The organism is Bradyrhizobium algeriense (assembly GCF_036924595.1).
In the GTDB taxonomy this organism is placed as follows: domain Bacteria; phylum Pseudomonadota; class Alphaproteobacteria; order Rhizobiales; family Xanthobacteraceae; genus Bradyrhizobium; species Bradyrhizobium algeriense.
In genome coordinates this window covers 6,025,001-6,041,198 of sequence record NZ_JAZHRV010000001.1, presented here as the reverse complement: position 1 = coordinate 6,041,198, position 16,198 = coordinate 6,025,001, and the positions used below count along the sequence as shown (strand labels likewise).

Below are 16,198 nucleotides of genomic sequence, written 5' to 3'. Positions count from 1 at the left end.
TGCGTTACGCAGCGACCGAAGCGTCGACCACCTGCGGAGCGTTGGCGCCGGAATTAATCGGAATGCTGCGCGGCTTCTTGGCCTCGGGGATCTCGCGGACGAGATCGACGTGGAGCAGACCGTTCTCGAGCGAGGCGTCCTTCACCTGCACGAAATCGGCAAGCTGGAAGATGCGCTCGAAGGCGCGCGCCGCAATGCCGCGGTAGAGCACCTCGGAATTGTCCTTGCCGTTCTCGTTGGCTGACTTCTCGCCCTTGATCGTCAGCGTGTTTTCCTTCGCGACGATCGAAAGCTCGCCTTGCGAGAAGCCGGAGACCGCAACGCTGATGCGGTAGGCGTTCTCACCGGTGCGCTCGATATTGTAGGGGGGATAACCGGGGCTGCCGTCTGAGGTCGCCTGATCGAGCAGGTTGAAGAAGCGGTCGAAGCCGACGGTGGAACGATAAAACGGGGTGAGATCGTAGGTACGCATGGTAGTCCTCCATTGAGCGACTGTTTCAGTTACCCGCCCGCCATCGGGCCGGGCTTTCGCACTTGTGCAGCCTTCATGTTTCGGTTCCGAAACACTGGTAGCGGCCTGCACAGAAATGATATGGGAGGGGTGAAACGGCGTTCAAGAGGGGCCAAACGGGCCCGTTTTCGACGCTCCCACCCTTGAATTCCAGCCCTTTTCACCTGGCCGGTTCCTCTTCATGACGCTCGTCTCTATCCCCGCCAATCCGGTTCCGGAGGACGTCGTCTCAGGCACCATCAAGACGCCCGACGGCGCGGAATTGCGGTTCGCGCGCTGGGCGCCGCCGGCGGGACGCAAGGGCACGGTCTGCGTCTTCACCGGGCGCAGCGAGCCGATCGAAAAGTATTTCGAGACGGTGCGGGACTTGCGCGATCGCGGTTTTGCGGTGGCGATGATCGACTGGCGCGGCCAGGGGCATTCCTCGCGCCGCCTGCGCGATCCGCGCAAGGGCTATGTCCGCGACTTCTCCGATTTCGAAGTCGACGTCGAAACCTTCGTGCAGCAGGTGGTGCTGCCGGATTGCCCGCCGCCCTATTTCGCGCTGGCGCATTCGATGGGCGGGGCGGTGATGCTGCGGGTGGCGCGTGCGGGAAAGCGCTGGTTCGACCGCATGGTGCTGACGGCGCCGATGATCGACCTGCCGGGGCGCAGGACCGCGTTTCCGTCGCGGGCGTTGCTGCGGGTCATGCGGCTGATGGGGCAGGGCGGCCGCTACGTGCCCGGCGGCAGCGACGCGCTGACCGGAACGGAATCCTTCATCAACAATCCCTTCACCAGCGATCCCGTGCGTTACGCCCGCAACGCCGCGATCCTGGAAGAAGACCCGACGCTGGGTATCGGCTCGCCGACGGTGGCCTGGGCCGATACCGCGTTCAGGGCGATGAATACGTTTCGTGGCATGAACTACCCGTCCGAAATCCGCCAGCCGATCCTGATGCTGGCCGCCAGCAACGACACCATTGTTTCCACGGCCGCGATCGAGGAATTCGCCTACCATCTGCGCGCCGGCTCGCATCTGGTGATCGCGGGCTCCAGGCACGAGATCCTGCAGGAGCAGGATCGCTACCGCTCGCAATTCTGGGCGGCGTTCGACGCCTTCGTGCCGGGCACGCCGCTGTTCAAATAGTTGCTTGCCGTGATTTGATCCGGTTCAATCGGACGCGAACCGCGCTGGCGGTACTTCGGGTCTGGAGAATGCCGTCATGATTCGTGGAAGCTGCCTGTGCGGTACCGTCAGGTTTGAAGTCGATGAGGTACGCTCGATCACACACTGCCATTGTGCCAATTGCCGCAAGCTTACCGGCGCGGCATTCATACGCTCACGTCGAAGTTGACAAGTTCCGATTTTCGGCAGGCGAGGACATGACCGTGCGCTATGAATCCGCGCCCGGCAGTTTCCGCTATCGTTGCAAGATCTGCGGCTGCCTGACTCCAGGCAAGGCAAGTTATCTGGAGACGGTCAGTATCCCCGCCGGTCTGTTCGACGACGATCCAAAGGTTCGGCCGCGCCTGCACGTATTTACGTCGTCGCGCGCGCCCTGGTGGACGATTCAGGACGACTTGCCCCAGCACGAAAAATGGGTTCCGGGCTACGGGCCGAAGCCGTAGCGAATGCGTGGTCGGACGCACCAGCCTTCGGCAGTTATCTTCCAGCCGAAGGCTTCGGCAACCGTGCCGTGATCCGCTCGGGCAGCCGCTTCTCGACGAACAGGGTCCTGACTTCGCCGACGCTGAGGTAACGCTCCTCGCCTTCGCCCTTGCCGAGGATCTTCAGCAGCACAGGCCATTCGCCCTTCATGAGCATGGGGTAGTACCAGTGCGCCGCATCGCCGTCGCGCTTGATATTGGCCTTCATGAAGGTGTCGATCTCTTTCGCCGTCAGGCCGCGCTCGATGCCGCCGGCAGGATCCTTGCGGTCCTTGCCGAAGCCGGCGAGCCGGGCGATTTCGTCTTCATGGACCTTCGCATCGACGTCGAGAATGCGCGAGCCGCCGCCATGCTTGTCCAGCGGTCCATCGCGCAGTTCGTCGAGAACCGCGCCGGTGGTTGCGCTCTTCAACACGCGCAGCGGCCCGAGACCGTTCGCAATGACGGCGACCATCCAGGTTTTCATCCGCACATTTTTTTGGGCCGAGCCGGTTTCGCCGCTCGCGAGGCCGATTAATTCGGTGAGCTGCGCAAGCGGCACGTCGTGGCCGCCGACGTAGCCATTGGCGACCAGCGCGCGCAAAAACGGGCAGGGATTGTTGGGTGAAACGGGGATCTGCCCGCCCGGGGCGGTGCCGATGCTGTGGTCAGGCATGGGTTAAATCCTCAAAGGCATCGAATATGAAAAAAGCATCCCGCTCCGATCAGGAGCGACGGTCTGAAAAGGCAATTCAGTAGCGAACTACTTCAGCGTGTAGGGAAGTTTTGGCGGAATCCGACGCGGTGTCAACCGACAGCCTCACTCGCACTCAGGAATCTGCGGCGAGCTTTGGGGAGGATTCGACGAGCGTCAATCTACTGAAGGGGATGCCGGCCTTCACAAGGCCGTCCCGGTAGTGGGCGATGTCCTCAGGCATCTTCCAGTGGAAGTTCCGCAAATGCCGTTCGACAGTAAGGCTGGGATAGTTGTTGAGCAGAGCCTCGGCCGCCGTTGCCGCCTCCGAAGTTCGTCCCAATTGGGCGAGCGCTGCCGCGCGGATCGCGAGTGCCTGAAGCATATTGGGATTGGTATAGAGCTGCTCGCGAGCCCAGGACAGCGACGCGTCATATTGTCCGAGCAGGTAGTGGCTGAACGCGTTCACGGCTGCCCATTGATACCGGGGATCGTTGTTGCCGCTCTGCGCCGCCATCGTAAACAGTTCGATTGCGGGCCGGTGTTGCCCGGACACGAGATGACAAATCCCAAGCACGCCGCGGGCGCCCATATCGTATGGATTGAGCCCGACCGCCCGCTTGGCGGCATCCATCGCCGTCTCGTGGTGCCCTTCCGCCGCGTTCAGATAGGCGAGAGTCTGGAACGCAAAGGACGAACGGGGATCGAGCCGGACACTGCTTTCCGCCAGACTCATTGCGTAATCAAACATTTCGCGCGTGCTCCGGATCCATCCGAACTGGATGCCCTGGATCTGGATCGTGGCGAGATAGGCACGGGCGATCGACAACGTCGGATCGAGCGCGATGGCTTCCTTGAACAAGCTGATCGAGGTTTCGAGATCGGCCTGCGTCTGCAGATAATAGTAGGACAGTCCCTTAAGGAAGCGATCCCAGGCGGTGAGGTCGTTCGAGTTCGAGCGCGGCGGGGCGGAGGCTTCAGCGCGGTAGATCTCGGCCGCAATCGCCGCCGACAGGCTGGTGGTGAGTTCGTCCTGCATCGCGAACAGGTCGCCGATGTCCCGGTCGAACCGGCCGGTCCATAATTGCTCGCCGGTTTCGGGTGCGATCAGCTCGGCGGTGACGCGAATCTTGTTGGCGGCGCGGCGTACGGAGCCCTGGATCAGATAGCTCGCATCGATCTCGCGCGCGATCAGGCGCGTGCTCACGCTCTTGCCCTTGAACGAGAACGTCGAGTTGCGGCTCAGCACCCGGTAGAACGATTGCAGCGAAAGCGCGTGGATCAGGTCCTCGGTCAGTCCGTCGGAAAAATACTCGTCGGCGCTCTCGCTCAGATTCGCGAACGGCAGCACGCCCACGATCGCCGTCCGATACTGGGCCGGAAGATTGGTGACCGATGTTTCGGTCGAGGCTTTGTGCGCCGGGCCGCTGGCGTCGGCGCCTTCGGGTTGCCAGGTCCAGACCTGGATCGGCTCGTCGATGTTCTTGAACCGGTGAGGGCCGGCATCGGCCAGCGCGACGCTGAGGCGTTTGCCTGCTTCATGACAAGCCTTGCCCGAAACCGCCACGCCGCCGGGAGCGGCAACCGATTCGAGGCGGACGGCGATGTTGACGTCGTCGCCGAACACCTCGTCCTCGTCGGCCATCACGTCGCCCATGTGGATGCCCATGCGGAACTGCATGAGGCGGTCGGCGGGGAGGTGCTCGTTGCGCTCCGCCATCACCATCTGCATCGCGACTGCCGCCTCGATGGCGCCGACGATAGAGGGAAATTCCAGGAGGAAGCCGTCGCCGGTGTTCTTCACCAGGCGGCCGCCGTGATTGAGAATGATCGGATAGATCGCGGACCTGTGCGCCTTGAACGTGGCGTGCGTCCCCGCCTCGTCGGCCCCCATCATGCGGGAATAGCCGGCGACGTCAGCGCAGACGATGGCTGCCAGGCGTCTCTCCATGTCCCCAGTATATCCCTAACGGCGCCGGAATGCGCTGGATAACCACTACGCGGTCGCTCAAACGATTCCAATGTTTATAAAATATGCGCAATCTGGTGGAAGCCCGATTTGCTCATGATAGTACTGCAATCCCTCAGGGGTCAGGATGTGCATAATTAAGGCTCAGGACGCCAGGGGAACCGGTCGAATGATGACAGAGACGCTCGGCATTCACGAACTTTGGCTGTTTATCCTCTCCGGTCTGCTGCTCAACGTTACCCCGGGGCCGGACACGGCCTATATTCTCGGCCGCAGCATCCAGTTCGGATGGCGCGGCGGGGTGGCGGCGGTGATCGGCATCTGCTGCGGCTGTCTGGTCCATGTCTTCGGCGCCGCCATCGGCCTGTCGGCGCTGTTGATGGCGTCATCGACGGCCTTCGCGGTCCTGAAACTGGTCGGCGCGGCCTATCTCCTGTTGACGGGCATCCAGATGCTGCTGTCGCGGCCGCAGCCGATTGCCGAGGCGGCGGCCGTCACCGAAACGTCACTTTCCCGCGTGTTCTGGCAGGGTGCGCTGACCAACGTGCTCAATCCGAAAGTGGCGCTGTTCTTCCTGGCCTTCCTGCCGCAATTCGTGGCCGCGGACTCCAGCCATAAGACGCTGGCCTTCCTGGCCCTGGGCATGATCTTCATCTCCACCGGCACGCTGTGGTGCCTCGGGATCGCAGCCTTTGCGGCGAGGGCGGCCGGCCGAATCAGGCGATCGGCCAATGTGATGGCCTGGATCAACCGCATGCTCGGCGGGCTGTTCGTCTATCTCGGCATCCGCGTTGCGATGCTGGAGGCGCGCTAAAGCGTTTTCCAGCGAAAGCCTGCCCCGGACTTGATCCGGGGTGGAGACCGGTTCGCGTCAAGAAAACGCGTCAAATCAAAAATCTAGAGCCCTGTTCCGATTCCATCCGGACGGGCTCTTGGTTCGGCTGTCCGCCTGTCTGGAGGTATTCCTCTACAAGGAATTCGCGGGCCTTCCAGTGCGGCTTCGCGGGGAAGTTACGACATCAGTTTCGCAAGCGCATTGGTGGCGAGGTAGAGGCCGAGAACAATCATGCCGATCTGGAACCAGCGCCGAAAGATATCCGGCTGCAGCCGCGTCCGCACCGCCTGCCCGATGAACATGCCGGCAAAGGACGCTGCCATGGCGACCGCGCCCGGCAGTGCGGTTGCAGCCGTCAGCAGACCGGCGCCGGTGAGGTTGAGGCCAAGCGCCAAGGTCGCGACCGTGAAGAACACGCCCAATGCCTGGATCAGCTCTTCCTTCTCCATGCCAATCGCCTGCAGGAACGGCACCGACGGAATGACCTGCACGCCGGTTGCCGCCGAAATCATGCCGGTGATCAGCCCGACGATGCCGCCGGCCCATTTTTCGTTTCGGCGGGCAATGGTGAAATTGAATTTGCAGAGGCCGATGATGGCATTGATCGCCAGCAACAGGCCGAGCGCGATTGTGGTGTAGCGCGCATAGGGCCCGGTCAGCGACCCCGCGTTCAGCCAGACGCCGGCGGCCGTTCCGGCCAGCAACGGCCATAGCCGCCGGAAAATATCGCGCAAGTACGGACCGCCGAAGGTTTGCCAGATGTTGGTGACGATCGCCGGCACGATGACGATGGCGATTGCCTGGGCCGGCGGCATCGACACTGCAAGCAGGCCCATCGACACCGTCGGCAGGCCGAGCCCGAGTGCGCCCTTCACGAAGCCCGCGAGCAGGAAGGTGGCGGTGACGAGGAGAAGCAGGGAATCGAACATGGGGCGACCTTGACCGATCGACGCATCGGGCACAATCTGGAGGTTCCGGAGATAGCCTTCGGAGAAGGCGAAGGCTATCTGTCTCCTCGTCATTGCGAGCGAAGCGAAGCAATCCATGTCAAAGCACAAAGAAGGAATGGATTGCTTCCGCCTTCGCTCGTTGAGCTACGGCGGACAAGTCGTCGCGGAGCCTGTCATCACAGTGCGAGCGCATTGCGCTCGTCGCTGGGCGCGCATTCGCGCGACCCGTTCGCTCCCTTGCGCAAACGCTTCGCGTTTGTCGCAGGCAATGACGGCTTACGCGCGCGCGAAGTCGTAGGGAATCCCGATGCGTTTCGATCTGGTCGATCTTCAGCTCTTCGTCGCGGTGGCCGAGACGCGCAGCATCACCAATGGCGCGGGGCGGGTTCATCTCGCGCTGGCGTCGGCGAGCGAGCGGATCAAGGGACTGGAGGAGGCGCTGGGCGTTGCGCTGCTGACGCGCGGCCGTCGCGGCGTCGATCTGACGCCGGCCGGTGAAAGCCTGCTCGATCATGCCAGGATCGTGCTCCATAATGTGGAGGCGATGCGCGGCGATCTCTTGGCCTTTGCCCGTGGCGCGAAGGCCACCGTCCGCTTCCTCGCCAACACGTCGGGGCTTTCGGAATATCTGCCGAAGGCACTGGCTGCCTTCCTGGCCGCACATCCTAACATTTCGATCGACGTCGAGGAGCGCGAAAGCGCCGAAATCGCCCGAGCGATCGTAACTGGCGCTGCCGATCTCGGGCTCGCCGCCGAGCACGCGCTTGCAGACAATATCGAACGGAGCCCGTTCAGCGAAGATCGCCTGGTGCTGGTCGCCGCGCGGAGCGATGAACTTGCGAACCGGCGGCAGGTCGATTTCAGCGAAGTAGTGGAGCGCGAATTCGTCGGCCTGATCAGCTCGATTGCGCTGCACACCCATATCAGTGGACATGCGGCTCGTCTCGGCGCGCGCCTTCGCTTTCGTGCACGGCTGAACAGTTTTGATGCGATCGGCCAGATGGTCGCCGCCGGCATCGGGATTGGCGTGATGCCTGAAGTGGCGGCAAAACGATGCGCGCGATCAATGAAGATCAATGTCATCAGGATCAGGGATTCCTGGGCCAACCGGCGGCTTGTGATCTGCGCCCGCAGTTTCAAGTCGCTGCCGAGGCCTGCGCAGCAACTGGCGGAGCACCTCCGCAAATCCGCGCCACGCTGAACATGTGAGGGAGAGCGAAAATGCTGAAGGTCCGGGGACGCCGCAGGTGTGCTTTAAAGCGAACTACGAGTCTGGCGGAGCATGAAGGCCAATACTTTCAAGTCGGCCTGACAAACGGATTTGGAGTCTAGTTTAAGTAGATTACGAGTCCCCGGCGTCCGACGTCGTCGAATTCTGAGTCCCGTCAGTGCGGTCGGTTTTGCCGCATTCCGGACATTGGAAGGGACTCGCAGGTCACTGAAGGGCCAATAGCGGAAGTATCAGGGAGGCCGCGCCACTTTGCATTCGTGCCAACAGGAAAAATTCTTTCAAGCATCGACTTCTCACTCTCGCTCGAGCGGTTTCTCTTGCGCGTCGAGCCGCATGACGTACAGCGTTGCCAGCAAGCCCATTCCCGAGGACAGCAGCATCATTGCCAACAGGGTTGGGGCGGCATTCGCTTGGGTCAGAACCATGCCCGTGATCGCGGACAGGAATGCCCCGCCGCCGACCGTCAACGCAGCTGACAGTCCCGATGCGCTGCCTGCCATTTCCGGCCGAACCGAGACGACACCCGCATTGCTGCTCGGGATCGCCAACCCGTTGCCGAGACCAACGCAACCACAGGCGCCGAAATAGATCGGCAAACTCACCACGCCATAAAGGCAAAGCAGGATTCCCAGAATCAAGCCCGCACATGCGACCAATCCGCCCGTCAGCATCATGGTCGTGAGCCCATAGTGTTCGGAGAAGCGGCCGCACAGAAAACTACCGAGAACAAAACCGGCTGTGATGGTTCCCATATAGAAACCAAGCTGTGCGGCGGAAATCCGGAACGTGGAGACAGCGACAAGCGACGCTCCACCAATGAAGACGAAGAACGCCCCCCTGGAAAACGTCATGCACAGCGCGTAACCCCAAAAGCGCTCTGATCCCACGAGCGTCCCGTACGATCGAACTTGCCGAGTAAACGTAGCTGCGGGCGTTTTGTTGGTCTCCCGCAGATCGACCCAGCACAGCGCGAGAGTCGCGCCGCCCATGACGAGAAAAGCCCAGAAACTGGCCCTCCATCCGTACAGATCATCGAGCGCGCCACCAAGCATCGGGGCCAGCATGGGAGCGATGGCCGAGGTCATGGCCACGTAGCCGATGGAGCTCGCTGCTTTGCTGCCGGCGGAGACATCCCGAATAATGGCAACAGAAACGGCGTAGGCGGGGGCGATAACCGCCTGCATCAGGCGGAAGGTGAGAAACGCCCGGACGTTGGACGCCAACAGGCAGCCCAGCGATGCGACAAGGAAAAGCAGCAAGGCGGCAAGGATCACAGGCCGCCTGCCCACGCGATCCGACAACGGCCCCATCACGAGCTGCAGCACGCAGCTCACGGCCGCATATCCGGCGATACACAGATTGACGAGCGCATAGTCCGCCTGAAACTCACTGGCGATGTTTGCCAATGAGGGCAGGAACATGTTGAGAGATACCACCGACAGGCCGCTCAGCACGATCAAGGTCATCAGGGCCGGCGGGTCTGCGGCTTTTCCAGGCATGGTATCCTCTTCTCAATCTGACAGGCCGGCCAGAAATTTGCTCAAAAAAAAGCCCCCGAACTTGTCGGGGGCGCACAGGGTACCGGCATTGGTGCCGTTACCGGTCCATGCGCCAGCGCCCTACTACGACGGTTGCGATCGTCATCTCGAATATCTCCAATGATCTGCGCCCAGTGTAGAAACTCGCTCTGTGAGTGTCAACGATCGGCGAGGCAGCGCCTAACGGGTGTGCGTTTGGTCGATGATGTCGGCCCCCGGACAGAGATGCGATGCTCTGCCGCCTCACTAACGGTGGAGGCAGGCCAACAGCGGGCATTCAGGAAGGGGGCGTCGTGCTTAGCACCGAACCGACAATTCCAAGCCGCCTTGGAAGGGCAATGTCATTGTGGTGAAGCCGTTGACCGGATCATTAAGAAACGCGAAATAATCTGCATAGGACGCTCGATGATCTTTTGTGTTGTCGCATACCACAACCGCACCGTCTGAAAGATGCGGCGCGATCAATTCTATTGCGGGGCGTGCCATGGCGATCCAAACGTCCATGAGGACGAAGTCGATTGGCCTGTCGATCTGCTTTAGGGTCTCGCGAAGATCGCCTTCGCGGAGATTGATAAATCGCCCCAAGCCTGCCTGCGCAAAGTTTGCCCGTGCCGCGGCCGCTTTGTTCGGTTCATACTCGGTTCCGATCACCACTCCTTCCCCGCCGAATAGACTAACATTGTCGCGCACCGCTGCGGCAAGATAGATTGTCGACACACCATACGATGTACCAACCTCGATGATCGTGGAGGCTTTTTTGGCGCGGCATAGCTGGTAACAAAACTCTGCCTTATCGCGATCAAGCGCGACAAGCTTATCGCTCCGAAAGGCTCTAATTTCTACTACGCTTGGTGCATGTTCATTGGTGTCCGGGTCCTCGAATGCCCGGATCAACGCAGCTTGCTCGTCGCTCTTAGCATGAAGAACATCAAGAAGATCCTGCAAATATTGATCGCCGACAACGGACATCGCTTGCTCCCTTCGTTGGCATTACCCACACAGGTTCAACGGGTATGATCTCAGCCCGCACAGCAGGCACCCCGGACGCACGAAGCGTTTCAGCCCGACGGGCCGCCGTCAAGCACCGCAATCAAATGTCTGTTTTGGGTCAATAGCTCTCGTTTGACCCTCCGCCGTCCACTTCCGATCTACCTCAGCGGACATCAACAGACCGGCCCAGTTAGTCCGTTCCGTGCCAAGAGCCGACATCGCTGATGCCTTACTCAATCACTTCGTCTGCGACGCCCAGCGCGGGCGGTATCGTTACCCCCGCGCCTTCGGGCCCTTGCGGAAATTAGCGCGTGTATTTGTAGTAAGTGAACGCCGCCGAAGTGACCGTAAGCAATGCCGAAGCAATCCAGATCGGCCCCAGCACAAAGATGGCTATCGCACCCTGCCCACAGGCACCGCATGCAACCCAAAACAATATTGGAAAAAGACATAGTAGGATGACGACGGCAAATCCCGTACTGAGCCAAACTCCTCTCAACCCCCATCGCGCACCAAAAAACCATGGGATGGCGGGAAAGCCGAAAGACAGAATAACCAAGAGGGTCATCAGATCGTCGAACATGATTGGCTCTTGGTCGTTAACACGAGGCAGATGGTTCAAACTCATACGAAAACCGCGCGAGCCTTTGTCATCGCTGCTATCCTGACTCTGGGCGCATAAGTCGAATACCAATTGACATTGCCAGTTGACGACTGCTTTGGGTGAAAACGCGACTTGCGTTCTACGTCGGCTTCCTGGGCGGGACCGGACTTTCGCGGCGAGCGGGCGGGTGACGCCGGCGCCGCAACGTTCTGGTGGACTCGTTATTGCCTTAAACCGACTCGTTTCTGCTCTTAGGGCACAGCAGGGGAATTGCGCGGACGCCTGGCTGATGCCTGACAGGGAAGCCGGACGTTACTTGCCCGTGGCAAGGCCGGCGGCCTTGATGACGCGCGCCCACTTCTGGGTCTCCGCTCCGATGTAGTTGCGAAAATGCCCCGGCGTGTCGCCGGCGACCGTCAGGCCCTGATCGGCGAGCTTCTGCTTCACCTGCGGGTCGTTCATCGCCTCGTTGGCGAGGCGGTTCAGGATGGCGACGATCGGCTCGGGCGTTCCGCCCGGTGCGACCATGCCGTACCAGTTTTCGATCAGGAGGTCCGGCATGCCGACCTCCGCGGTGGTCGGCACGTCAGGCGAGGTGGGCGCGCGTTTCGGAGCGCCGAGGGCAATCGGGCGCAGGGTGCCGGCCTTGATATGCGGCAGCAGCACCGGCAAATCGAGGAACGCCATCTGCACCTGCTGGCCGAGCAGATCGTTGATGGCGGGCGCAGCGCCGCGATAGGGCACGTGCACGATGTCGATCCTGGCCGTCTGCTTGAGCAATTCACCGGCAAGATGCGGCATACCGCCGACGCCGGCAGATGCGAAATTGAGTTTCCCCGGCTGCGCCTTGGCGAGCGCGACCAGCTCCTTCATGTCGCTGGCGGGAACGTTGCTGGCGACGACAAGCATTTCCGGCACCGTCGTTACCAGCGTGACGGGCGTAAAGTCCTTCGTCACGTCGTAAGGCACCTTTTCCATTGTCGGGTTGATGACCAGCGCGCTCGCGCTCACGATCCCGATCGTGTAGCCGTCGGGGGCTGCCTTCGCGACCGCATCGGTGCCGAGCACGCCGGCCTGGCCGCCGCGATTGTCGATTACAACCGGCTGCTTCGTGATTTCCGACATGCGCTGACCGACCAGGCGCGCGATGATGTCGTTGGGGCCGCCGGGTGGGAACGGCACGATCAGCTTGATCGGTTTGCTTGGGAAATCTTGTGCGGTTGCCGCTACCGGTACCAGCGACAGCGCTAATGCGGCCAACAGCGTGCGTGCCGTTTTCATGCAAGCCCCCCTGATCCGGATCTGTTTTGGCGCGGGGCTCGCAAGAAGCGCCGCGCGTTCGTCCGTGATGGGGCGAGTATGCCGCTTGTTGCGCGTCGGTGCCAGAGGTTGCGGCCGATTCAGCCGGTTGCACCCCGTCCCGCCACGCGTGGATCAAGGCAGCAATTCATCTGTCGCAGCGACCTTGATGGAACGCCGGGTGATCAGGTTGCTCCAGACCCAATTGTGATGGCGAATGATGCTGAGGGCATCGAGGTGAGGACGGTCGCTCAGGGTGTGGCCGTCGGCTACCGCCACAACATCGTAATGATGTGCAACCGTCGAACGAACCGTGGAATCAACGCAGAAATCAGTTGCCCATCCGGTGATCAGGACCCGGTCGGGCTGGAGCTCCTTCAAACGCGCCTGCAGGTCCGTGCCGGCAAAAGGATCGTTCAGAGTAGTCGGGACGATAATGTCGGCAGCTTCCCGGACAACTTCGGGAAGAAACTGCCATCCCGGCGTTAGCGGCTCAAAGGCGTCTCCCGTGCCGCCGCAATGCTGGATCAAAATTACCTTGCCGGTTTGGGCACGGACCCTGGCGGCCAGCCGGTTGATGCGATCCACGACGCCGTGCAAATCATGTTTGGGCATGCCGCCGAGGAGCCCGACCTGCATATGGACGACCAACATCGCGTCCATCGAGGCCCTAGCTGTTCAAGAGCTTCAGTGCCGCCTCGTGCACGCGGGCGTCGCCGGCAGCGATGATGCGGCCGCCGCTCTGGGCGGGCTTGCCCTCCCAGTTGGTGACGACGCCGCCGGCGCCGGTGACGATCGGGATCAATGCGGCGATGTCGTAAGGCTTGAGTTCGGTCTCGACCACGAGGTCGAGATGGCCGGCCGCCAGCATGCAGTAGGAATAGCAGTCACCGCCATAGCGCGTCAGCCGCACCGCTGCCTCGACCCGGCCGAAAGCTTCGCGGTCCGCGGCGTTCATCAGCAGGGGACTGGTGGTAAAAGAGGTCGCTTTCTTCAGCGTCGCGCAGCGCCGCACGGTGAGCCGCCGCTCACCGGACGGCCCGGAATAATGCGCCGAGCCAGAATCGCCTGAAAAGCGCTCGCCGATATAGGGCTGGTGCATCATGCCGAACACCGGCGTGCCCTTGTGCAGCAGCGCGATCAGCGTGCCCCAGATCGGAAATCCCGCGATGAAGGATTTGGTGCCGTCGATGGGATCGAGCACCCAGACATATTCGGCGTCCTGGCGCTCGTTGCCGAATTCCTCGCCGACGATGCCGTGCTGGGGAAAGTTGGCCTTGATCAGGCGGCGCATGACAGCTTCGGCGGCGCGGTCGGCCTCGGTGACCGGATCGAAATCGCTCGCGCTCTTGTTGTCGATGGAGAGTGAGGTCCGGAAGAACGGCAGGATGGTTTCGCCGGACGCAGTCGCGAGGCGGCCTATGAAGGCTGTGAAATCGATGACCGTCACGACTATCCCTTACCGCCAATCGAGAAAGAATACCGCCTCTTGCCTAGCCCAATCCGGGCTGCCGCGCACCGCCAACGGCGCGTTATTCCCATTCGTATTGCGAACTGGCTTTCGAATCGGCTTTCGAAAAGGCTTCGTTTAAGCGTGGATTTTTGGTTAGCCGTGCCATCACGAAGTTGCGAGTTTTGGCATACCAGCACTGCACGGAGGCCGTGGCTCAACCAGAAATCTATCTAAGATATTGATTTTACTTATATAATAGCCGTACATCGGAAGTGTTGCCGATCCGCCAGTCTGTTCCACTTTGGACCGGAACCGAGCCAAAAACCCTTGCGTTTTGTGCAGCGCGGCCGCATATTGTTGCGGTGCGGTAGGGCCTCGCCCTATCGCTGCCCTCCTTGGGCGTTTCCTCCCTAGACTTGGGCCGCTTGTTCATTCAAGCGGCCCTTTTTTCTTTTGCCCCCGCTGAGCACCTTCGGTCTCCGACGAGGGCGCCTCAAGCTGGGCGAACCCTTCTTTGCATGGGGTTGATTTCAAGATTTTTCATTCGGCCTTGCGGTCCTCCGTCCAGGACGCACGTGAACGCGTTGGCGAAGACGTTGCGGCTGATCGGTCTGGCCTCTACTCCGCCGCCGCCTGGAACGGGCCGAGATCCCCGAGCGGCACCTGGGCCAGCGCGTCGGCGAGCGCGGCGAAATCGGTGGCCACTTGCGCAAAGCGCGGGCTGCGTTCCCGACGCCGCTCGTCCATATAGATCGCGCGGTTGAGTTCGAGCTGCACGGTGTGCAGTCCGCTCGCCGGGTTGCCGTAATGCTCGGTGATGAACCCGCCGGCATAGGGCTTGTTGCGGCCGATCGAATAGCCGAGCCCGCTCATGATTTCCTCGACGACATCGGGCAGCAGGCTCGCGCAACTGGTGCCGTAGCGGTCGCCGATCACGATGTCGGGCCGCCGCGGCTCGTCCCGCGACACGCCGACCGAGGGCATCGAATGGCAATCCACCAGGATCACGGTTCCGAACGCCTGATGGGCCTTGTTGATCAGCCGCCGCAGCGCCCGGTGATACGGCTTGTAGAGCGCCTCGATCCGCCCCAGCGCGTCGTCGACGGAAAGCCGCTCGCGATAGATTTCCTGCCCGTCGCCGACCACGCGCGGGATGGTGCCGAGGCCGCCGGCCACTCGCATCGAGCGGGTATTGGCGAAGCTCGGCAGGCGTCCGGTGAACATCCGCGGATCGAGCTCATAAGGCTCGCGGTTCACGTCGACATAGGAGCGAGGAAAATTGACCCGCACCGTCGGAAAGCCCTGCTCGCTCAGGCCGCCGATCAATTCGTCCATGAACGAATCCTCGGAGCGGCGCAGCGCGGCGAGGTCGATCCGGGAGGCGTTGAGGAATTCGGACGAGTAGACCGAGCCGGAATGGGGCGAGTTGAAGATGATCGGCGCCCGCCAGCTGGCCGGCTCCACGATCTCGAAGGGAGGCGACAGTTCGCCATCAAACTGGGTCATCGTCGGGCGCCGTCCCTTGAATGTCCGCATTTCCCGTCGGCCGGTCGATCAAGCGACCGATTCTACCGGGAGGGGCAGGGGTTTTGTAAGGATGCATTGTCCGTAATCGTAATCATTCTGCCAAGCGAAAAAAGCCGCCGTTCTCGTGGAAGGTGTCGCAACCGCCCGAAAAGCGCCGCCTTGATCGATCTTGGTACATGCCGCTACAAAAATAGCGCCGCCCGCCATCGCCAAGAAGCCGTTACCTTTTAACTGAAATTTACCCTCTGTCGGGCTTAGTGGGCGGAACGATCCTCCAAGCTGGAAGCGACGACCGACCGCCATGCACAAGATCCTGCTCGCCGAAGACGACAACGACATGCGCCGCTTCCTGGTCAAGGCACTGGAAAATGCCGGGTTTCAGGTCTCGCCCCACGATAACGGCATGTCGGCCTATCAGCGGCTGCGCGAGGAGCCGTTCGAGATGCTGCTGACCGATATCGTGATGCCGGAAATGGACGGTATCGAGCTGGCGCGCCGCGCCTCGGAACTCGACCCCGACATCAAGATCATGTTCATCACCGGCTTTGCGGCCGTCGCCCTGAATTCCGATTCGGAAGCGCCCAAGAACGCCAAGGTGCTGGCCAAGCCGGTTCACCTCCGCGAGCTGGTCAGTGAAGTGAACAAGATGCTGGCGGCCTGATTCGGCCTCCTTTTTGGTCCGAAAACACTCCGGAAATTACGTCCAAGCATCCTTGCGGGGGCGCTTTGGAGCCGATATACGGACCCCACCCAATACGATTAAAGCTGGAGCGGGATGATCGATCATCCCATTTCCAGGGCGCGTAGCTCAGCGGGAGAGCACTACCTTGACATGGTAGGGGTCACAGGTTCGATCCCTGTCGCGCCCACCAGCCTTCGCTTGCTTCGCAAGCTACGGCTCGGCAAGCCAAACCCAACTCTATCGTAGCGAAGCAAGCGAAGGCTGCCGCGCCGAAGCCACTTGGCGA

The 16,198-nt window shown here is 61.4% G+C and carries 15 protein-coding genes, 1 tRNA gene, 2 pseudogenes and 1 riboswitch; of the genes and pseudogenes, 6 read left to right on the top strand and 12 right to left on the bottom strand.

The genetic code is table 11. The features are described from left to right. Window positions 1-4 precede the first annotated feature (4 nt). Entirely contained in the window at window positions 5-472 is a 468-nt protein-coding gene (locus V1286_RS29195; RefSeq protein ID WP_334485489.1) for an Hsp20 family protein, read from the bottom strand. Between the two features lie 220 nt (window positions 473-692). On the opposite strand from V1286_RS29195, the gene V1286_RS29190 reads away from it, so the two are divergent. Continuing rightward, window positions 693-1,640, top strand: coding sequence for an alpha/beta hydrolase (locus V1286_RS29190; protein WP_334485487.1), 948 nt, complete (start codon window positions 693-695; stop codon window positions 1,638-1,640). A gap of 76 nt (window positions 1,641-1,716) precedes the next feature. Further along, window positions 1,717-2,122 (top strand): annotated as a pseudogene (locus V1286_RS39160) (GFA family protein). Window positions 2,123-2,168: 46 nt separating this feature from the next. On the opposite strand, the pseudogene V1286_RS29180 reads toward V1286_RS39160, so the two are convergent. Together V1286_RS29180 and V1286_RS29175 are read right to left on the bottom strand one after the other, a co-directional pair. Continuing rightward, window positions 2,169-2,816: pseudogene (locus V1286_RS29180) on the bottom strand (di-heme-cytochrome C peroxidase); the annotation flags it as partial. A gap of 154 nt (window positions 2,817-2,970) precedes the next feature. After that, window positions 2,971-4,785 (bottom strand): adenylate/guanylate cyclase domain-containing protein, encoded by a 1,815-nt coding sequence (locus V1286_RS29175; RefSeq protein WP_334485480.1) that lies wholly within the window; start codon window positions 4,783-4,785, stop codon window positions 2,971-2,973. Window positions 4,786-4,972: 187 nt separating this feature from the next. On the opposite strand from V1286_RS29175, the gene V1286_RS29170 reads away from it, so the two are divergent. Continuing rightward, window positions 4,973-5,617: a LysE family translocator gene (locus tag V1286_RS29170; RefSeq protein WP_334485478.1), complete on the top strand. Its 645-nt coding sequence runs from the start codon at window positions 4,973-4,975 to the stop codon at window positions 5,615-5,617. Window positions 5,618-5,814: 197 nt separating this feature from the next. Here V1286_RS29170 and V1286_RS29165 read toward each other — a convergent pair whose 3' ends face one another. After that, window positions 5,815-6,567 (bottom strand): sulfite exporter TauE/SafE family protein, encoded by a 753-nt coding sequence (locus V1286_RS29165; protein WP_334485476.1) that lies wholly within the window; start codon window positions 6,565-6,567, stop codon window positions 5,815-5,817. 328 nt (window positions 6,568-6,895) lie between these two features. Here V1286_RS29165 and V1286_RS29160 point away from each other — a divergent pair, with 328 nt between their 5' ends. After that, window positions 6,896-7,789: a LysR substrate-binding domain-containing protein gene (locus V1286_RS29160; protein ID WP_334485474.1), complete on the top strand. Its 894-nt coding sequence runs from the start codon at window positions 6,896-6,898 to the stop codon at window positions 7,787-7,789. A gap of 323 nt (window positions 7,790-8,112) precedes the next feature. Here the strand turns inward: V1286_RS29160 and V1286_RS29155 are convergent, their stop codons facing one another. The 8 genes from V1286_RS29155 to V1286_RS29120 all read right to left on the bottom strand — a co-directional run bounded on the left by V1286_RS29155 (window position 8,113) and on the right by V1286_RS29120 (window position 15,533). Continuing rightward, window positions 8,113-9,318 carry a Bcr/CflA family efflux MFS transporter gene (locus tag V1286_RS29155; RefSeq protein ID WP_334485472.1) on the bottom strand — a complete coding sequence of 402 codons (1,206 nt, stop codon included), beginning with the start codon at window positions 9,316-9,318 and terminating at the stop codon, window positions 8,113-8,115. Between the two features lie 336 nt (window positions 9,319-9,654). Beyond that, window positions 9,655-10,326 (bottom strand): O-methyltransferase, encoded by a 672-nt coding sequence (locus V1286_RS29150; RefSeq protein ID WP_247514253.1) that lies wholly within the window; start codon window positions 10,324-10,326, stop codon window positions 9,655-9,657. Then, window positions 10,316-10,410, bottom strand: a riboswitch (TPP riboswitch). (Overlaps the previous gene by 11 nt.) Window positions 10,411-10,651: 241 nt before the next feature. Beyond that, the gene (locus V1286_RS29145) at window positions 10,652-10,930 is read right to left on the bottom strand and encodes a hypothetical protein (RefSeq protein WP_334485469.1); all 279 of its coding nucleotides are present in this window, start codon (window positions 10,928-10,930) and stop codon (window positions 10,652-10,654) included. A gap of 333 nt (window positions 10,931-11,263) precedes the next feature. Beyond that, entirely contained in the window at window positions 11,264-12,232 is a 969-nt protein-coding gene (locus tag V1286_RS29140; protein WP_334485467.1) for a Bug family tripartite tricarboxylate transporter substrate binding protein, read from the bottom strand. 153 nt (window positions 12,233-12,385) lie between these two features. Then, window positions 12,386-12,913, bottom strand: a complete 528-nt coding sequence (locus V1286_RS29135) for an isochorismatase family protein (RefSeq protein WP_334485466.1) — start codon at window positions 12,911-12,913, stop codon at window positions 12,386-12,388. Between the two features lie 7 nt (window positions 12,914-12,920). Further along, window positions 12,921-13,700 carry a histidinol-phosphatase gene (gene hisN / locus V1286_RS29130; RefSeq protein WP_334485464.1) on the bottom strand — a complete coding sequence of 260 codons (780 nt, stop codon included), beginning with the start codon at window positions 13,698-13,700 and terminating at the stop codon, window positions 12,921-12,923. A gap of 621 nt (window positions 13,701-14,321) precedes the next feature. Next, a complete protein-coding gene (locus tag V1286_RS29125; protein ID WP_334485462.1) occupies window positions 14,322-15,209 on the bottom strand; it encodes an N-formylglutamate amidohydrolase in 888 nt (295 codons plus the stop codon). 48 nt (window positions 15,210-15,257) lie between these two features. Beyond that, on the bottom strand, window positions 15,258-15,533 hold the full coding sequence (locus V1286_RS29120) for a hypothetical protein (RefSeq protein WP_334485460.1): 276 nt from the start codon (window positions 15,531-15,533) through the stop codon (window positions 15,258-15,260). Between V1286_RS29120 and cpdR the strand changes: the two genes are divergently transcribed. Next, the gene (gene cpdR / locus V1286_RS29115; protein WP_027539837.1) at window positions 15,532-15,891 is read left to right on the top strand and encodes a cell cycle two-component system response regulator CpdR; all 360 of its coding nucleotides are present in this window, start codon (window positions 15,532-15,534) and stop codon (window positions 15,889-15,891) included. The genes V1286_RS29120 and cpdR overlap by 2 nt on opposite strands. Before the next feature lie 136 nt (window positions 15,892-16,027). Continuing rightward, window positions 16,028-16,102, top strand: a tRNA-Val gene (locus V1286_RS29110). The last annotated feature ends 96 nt before the right edge of the window (window positions 16,103-16,198 follow it).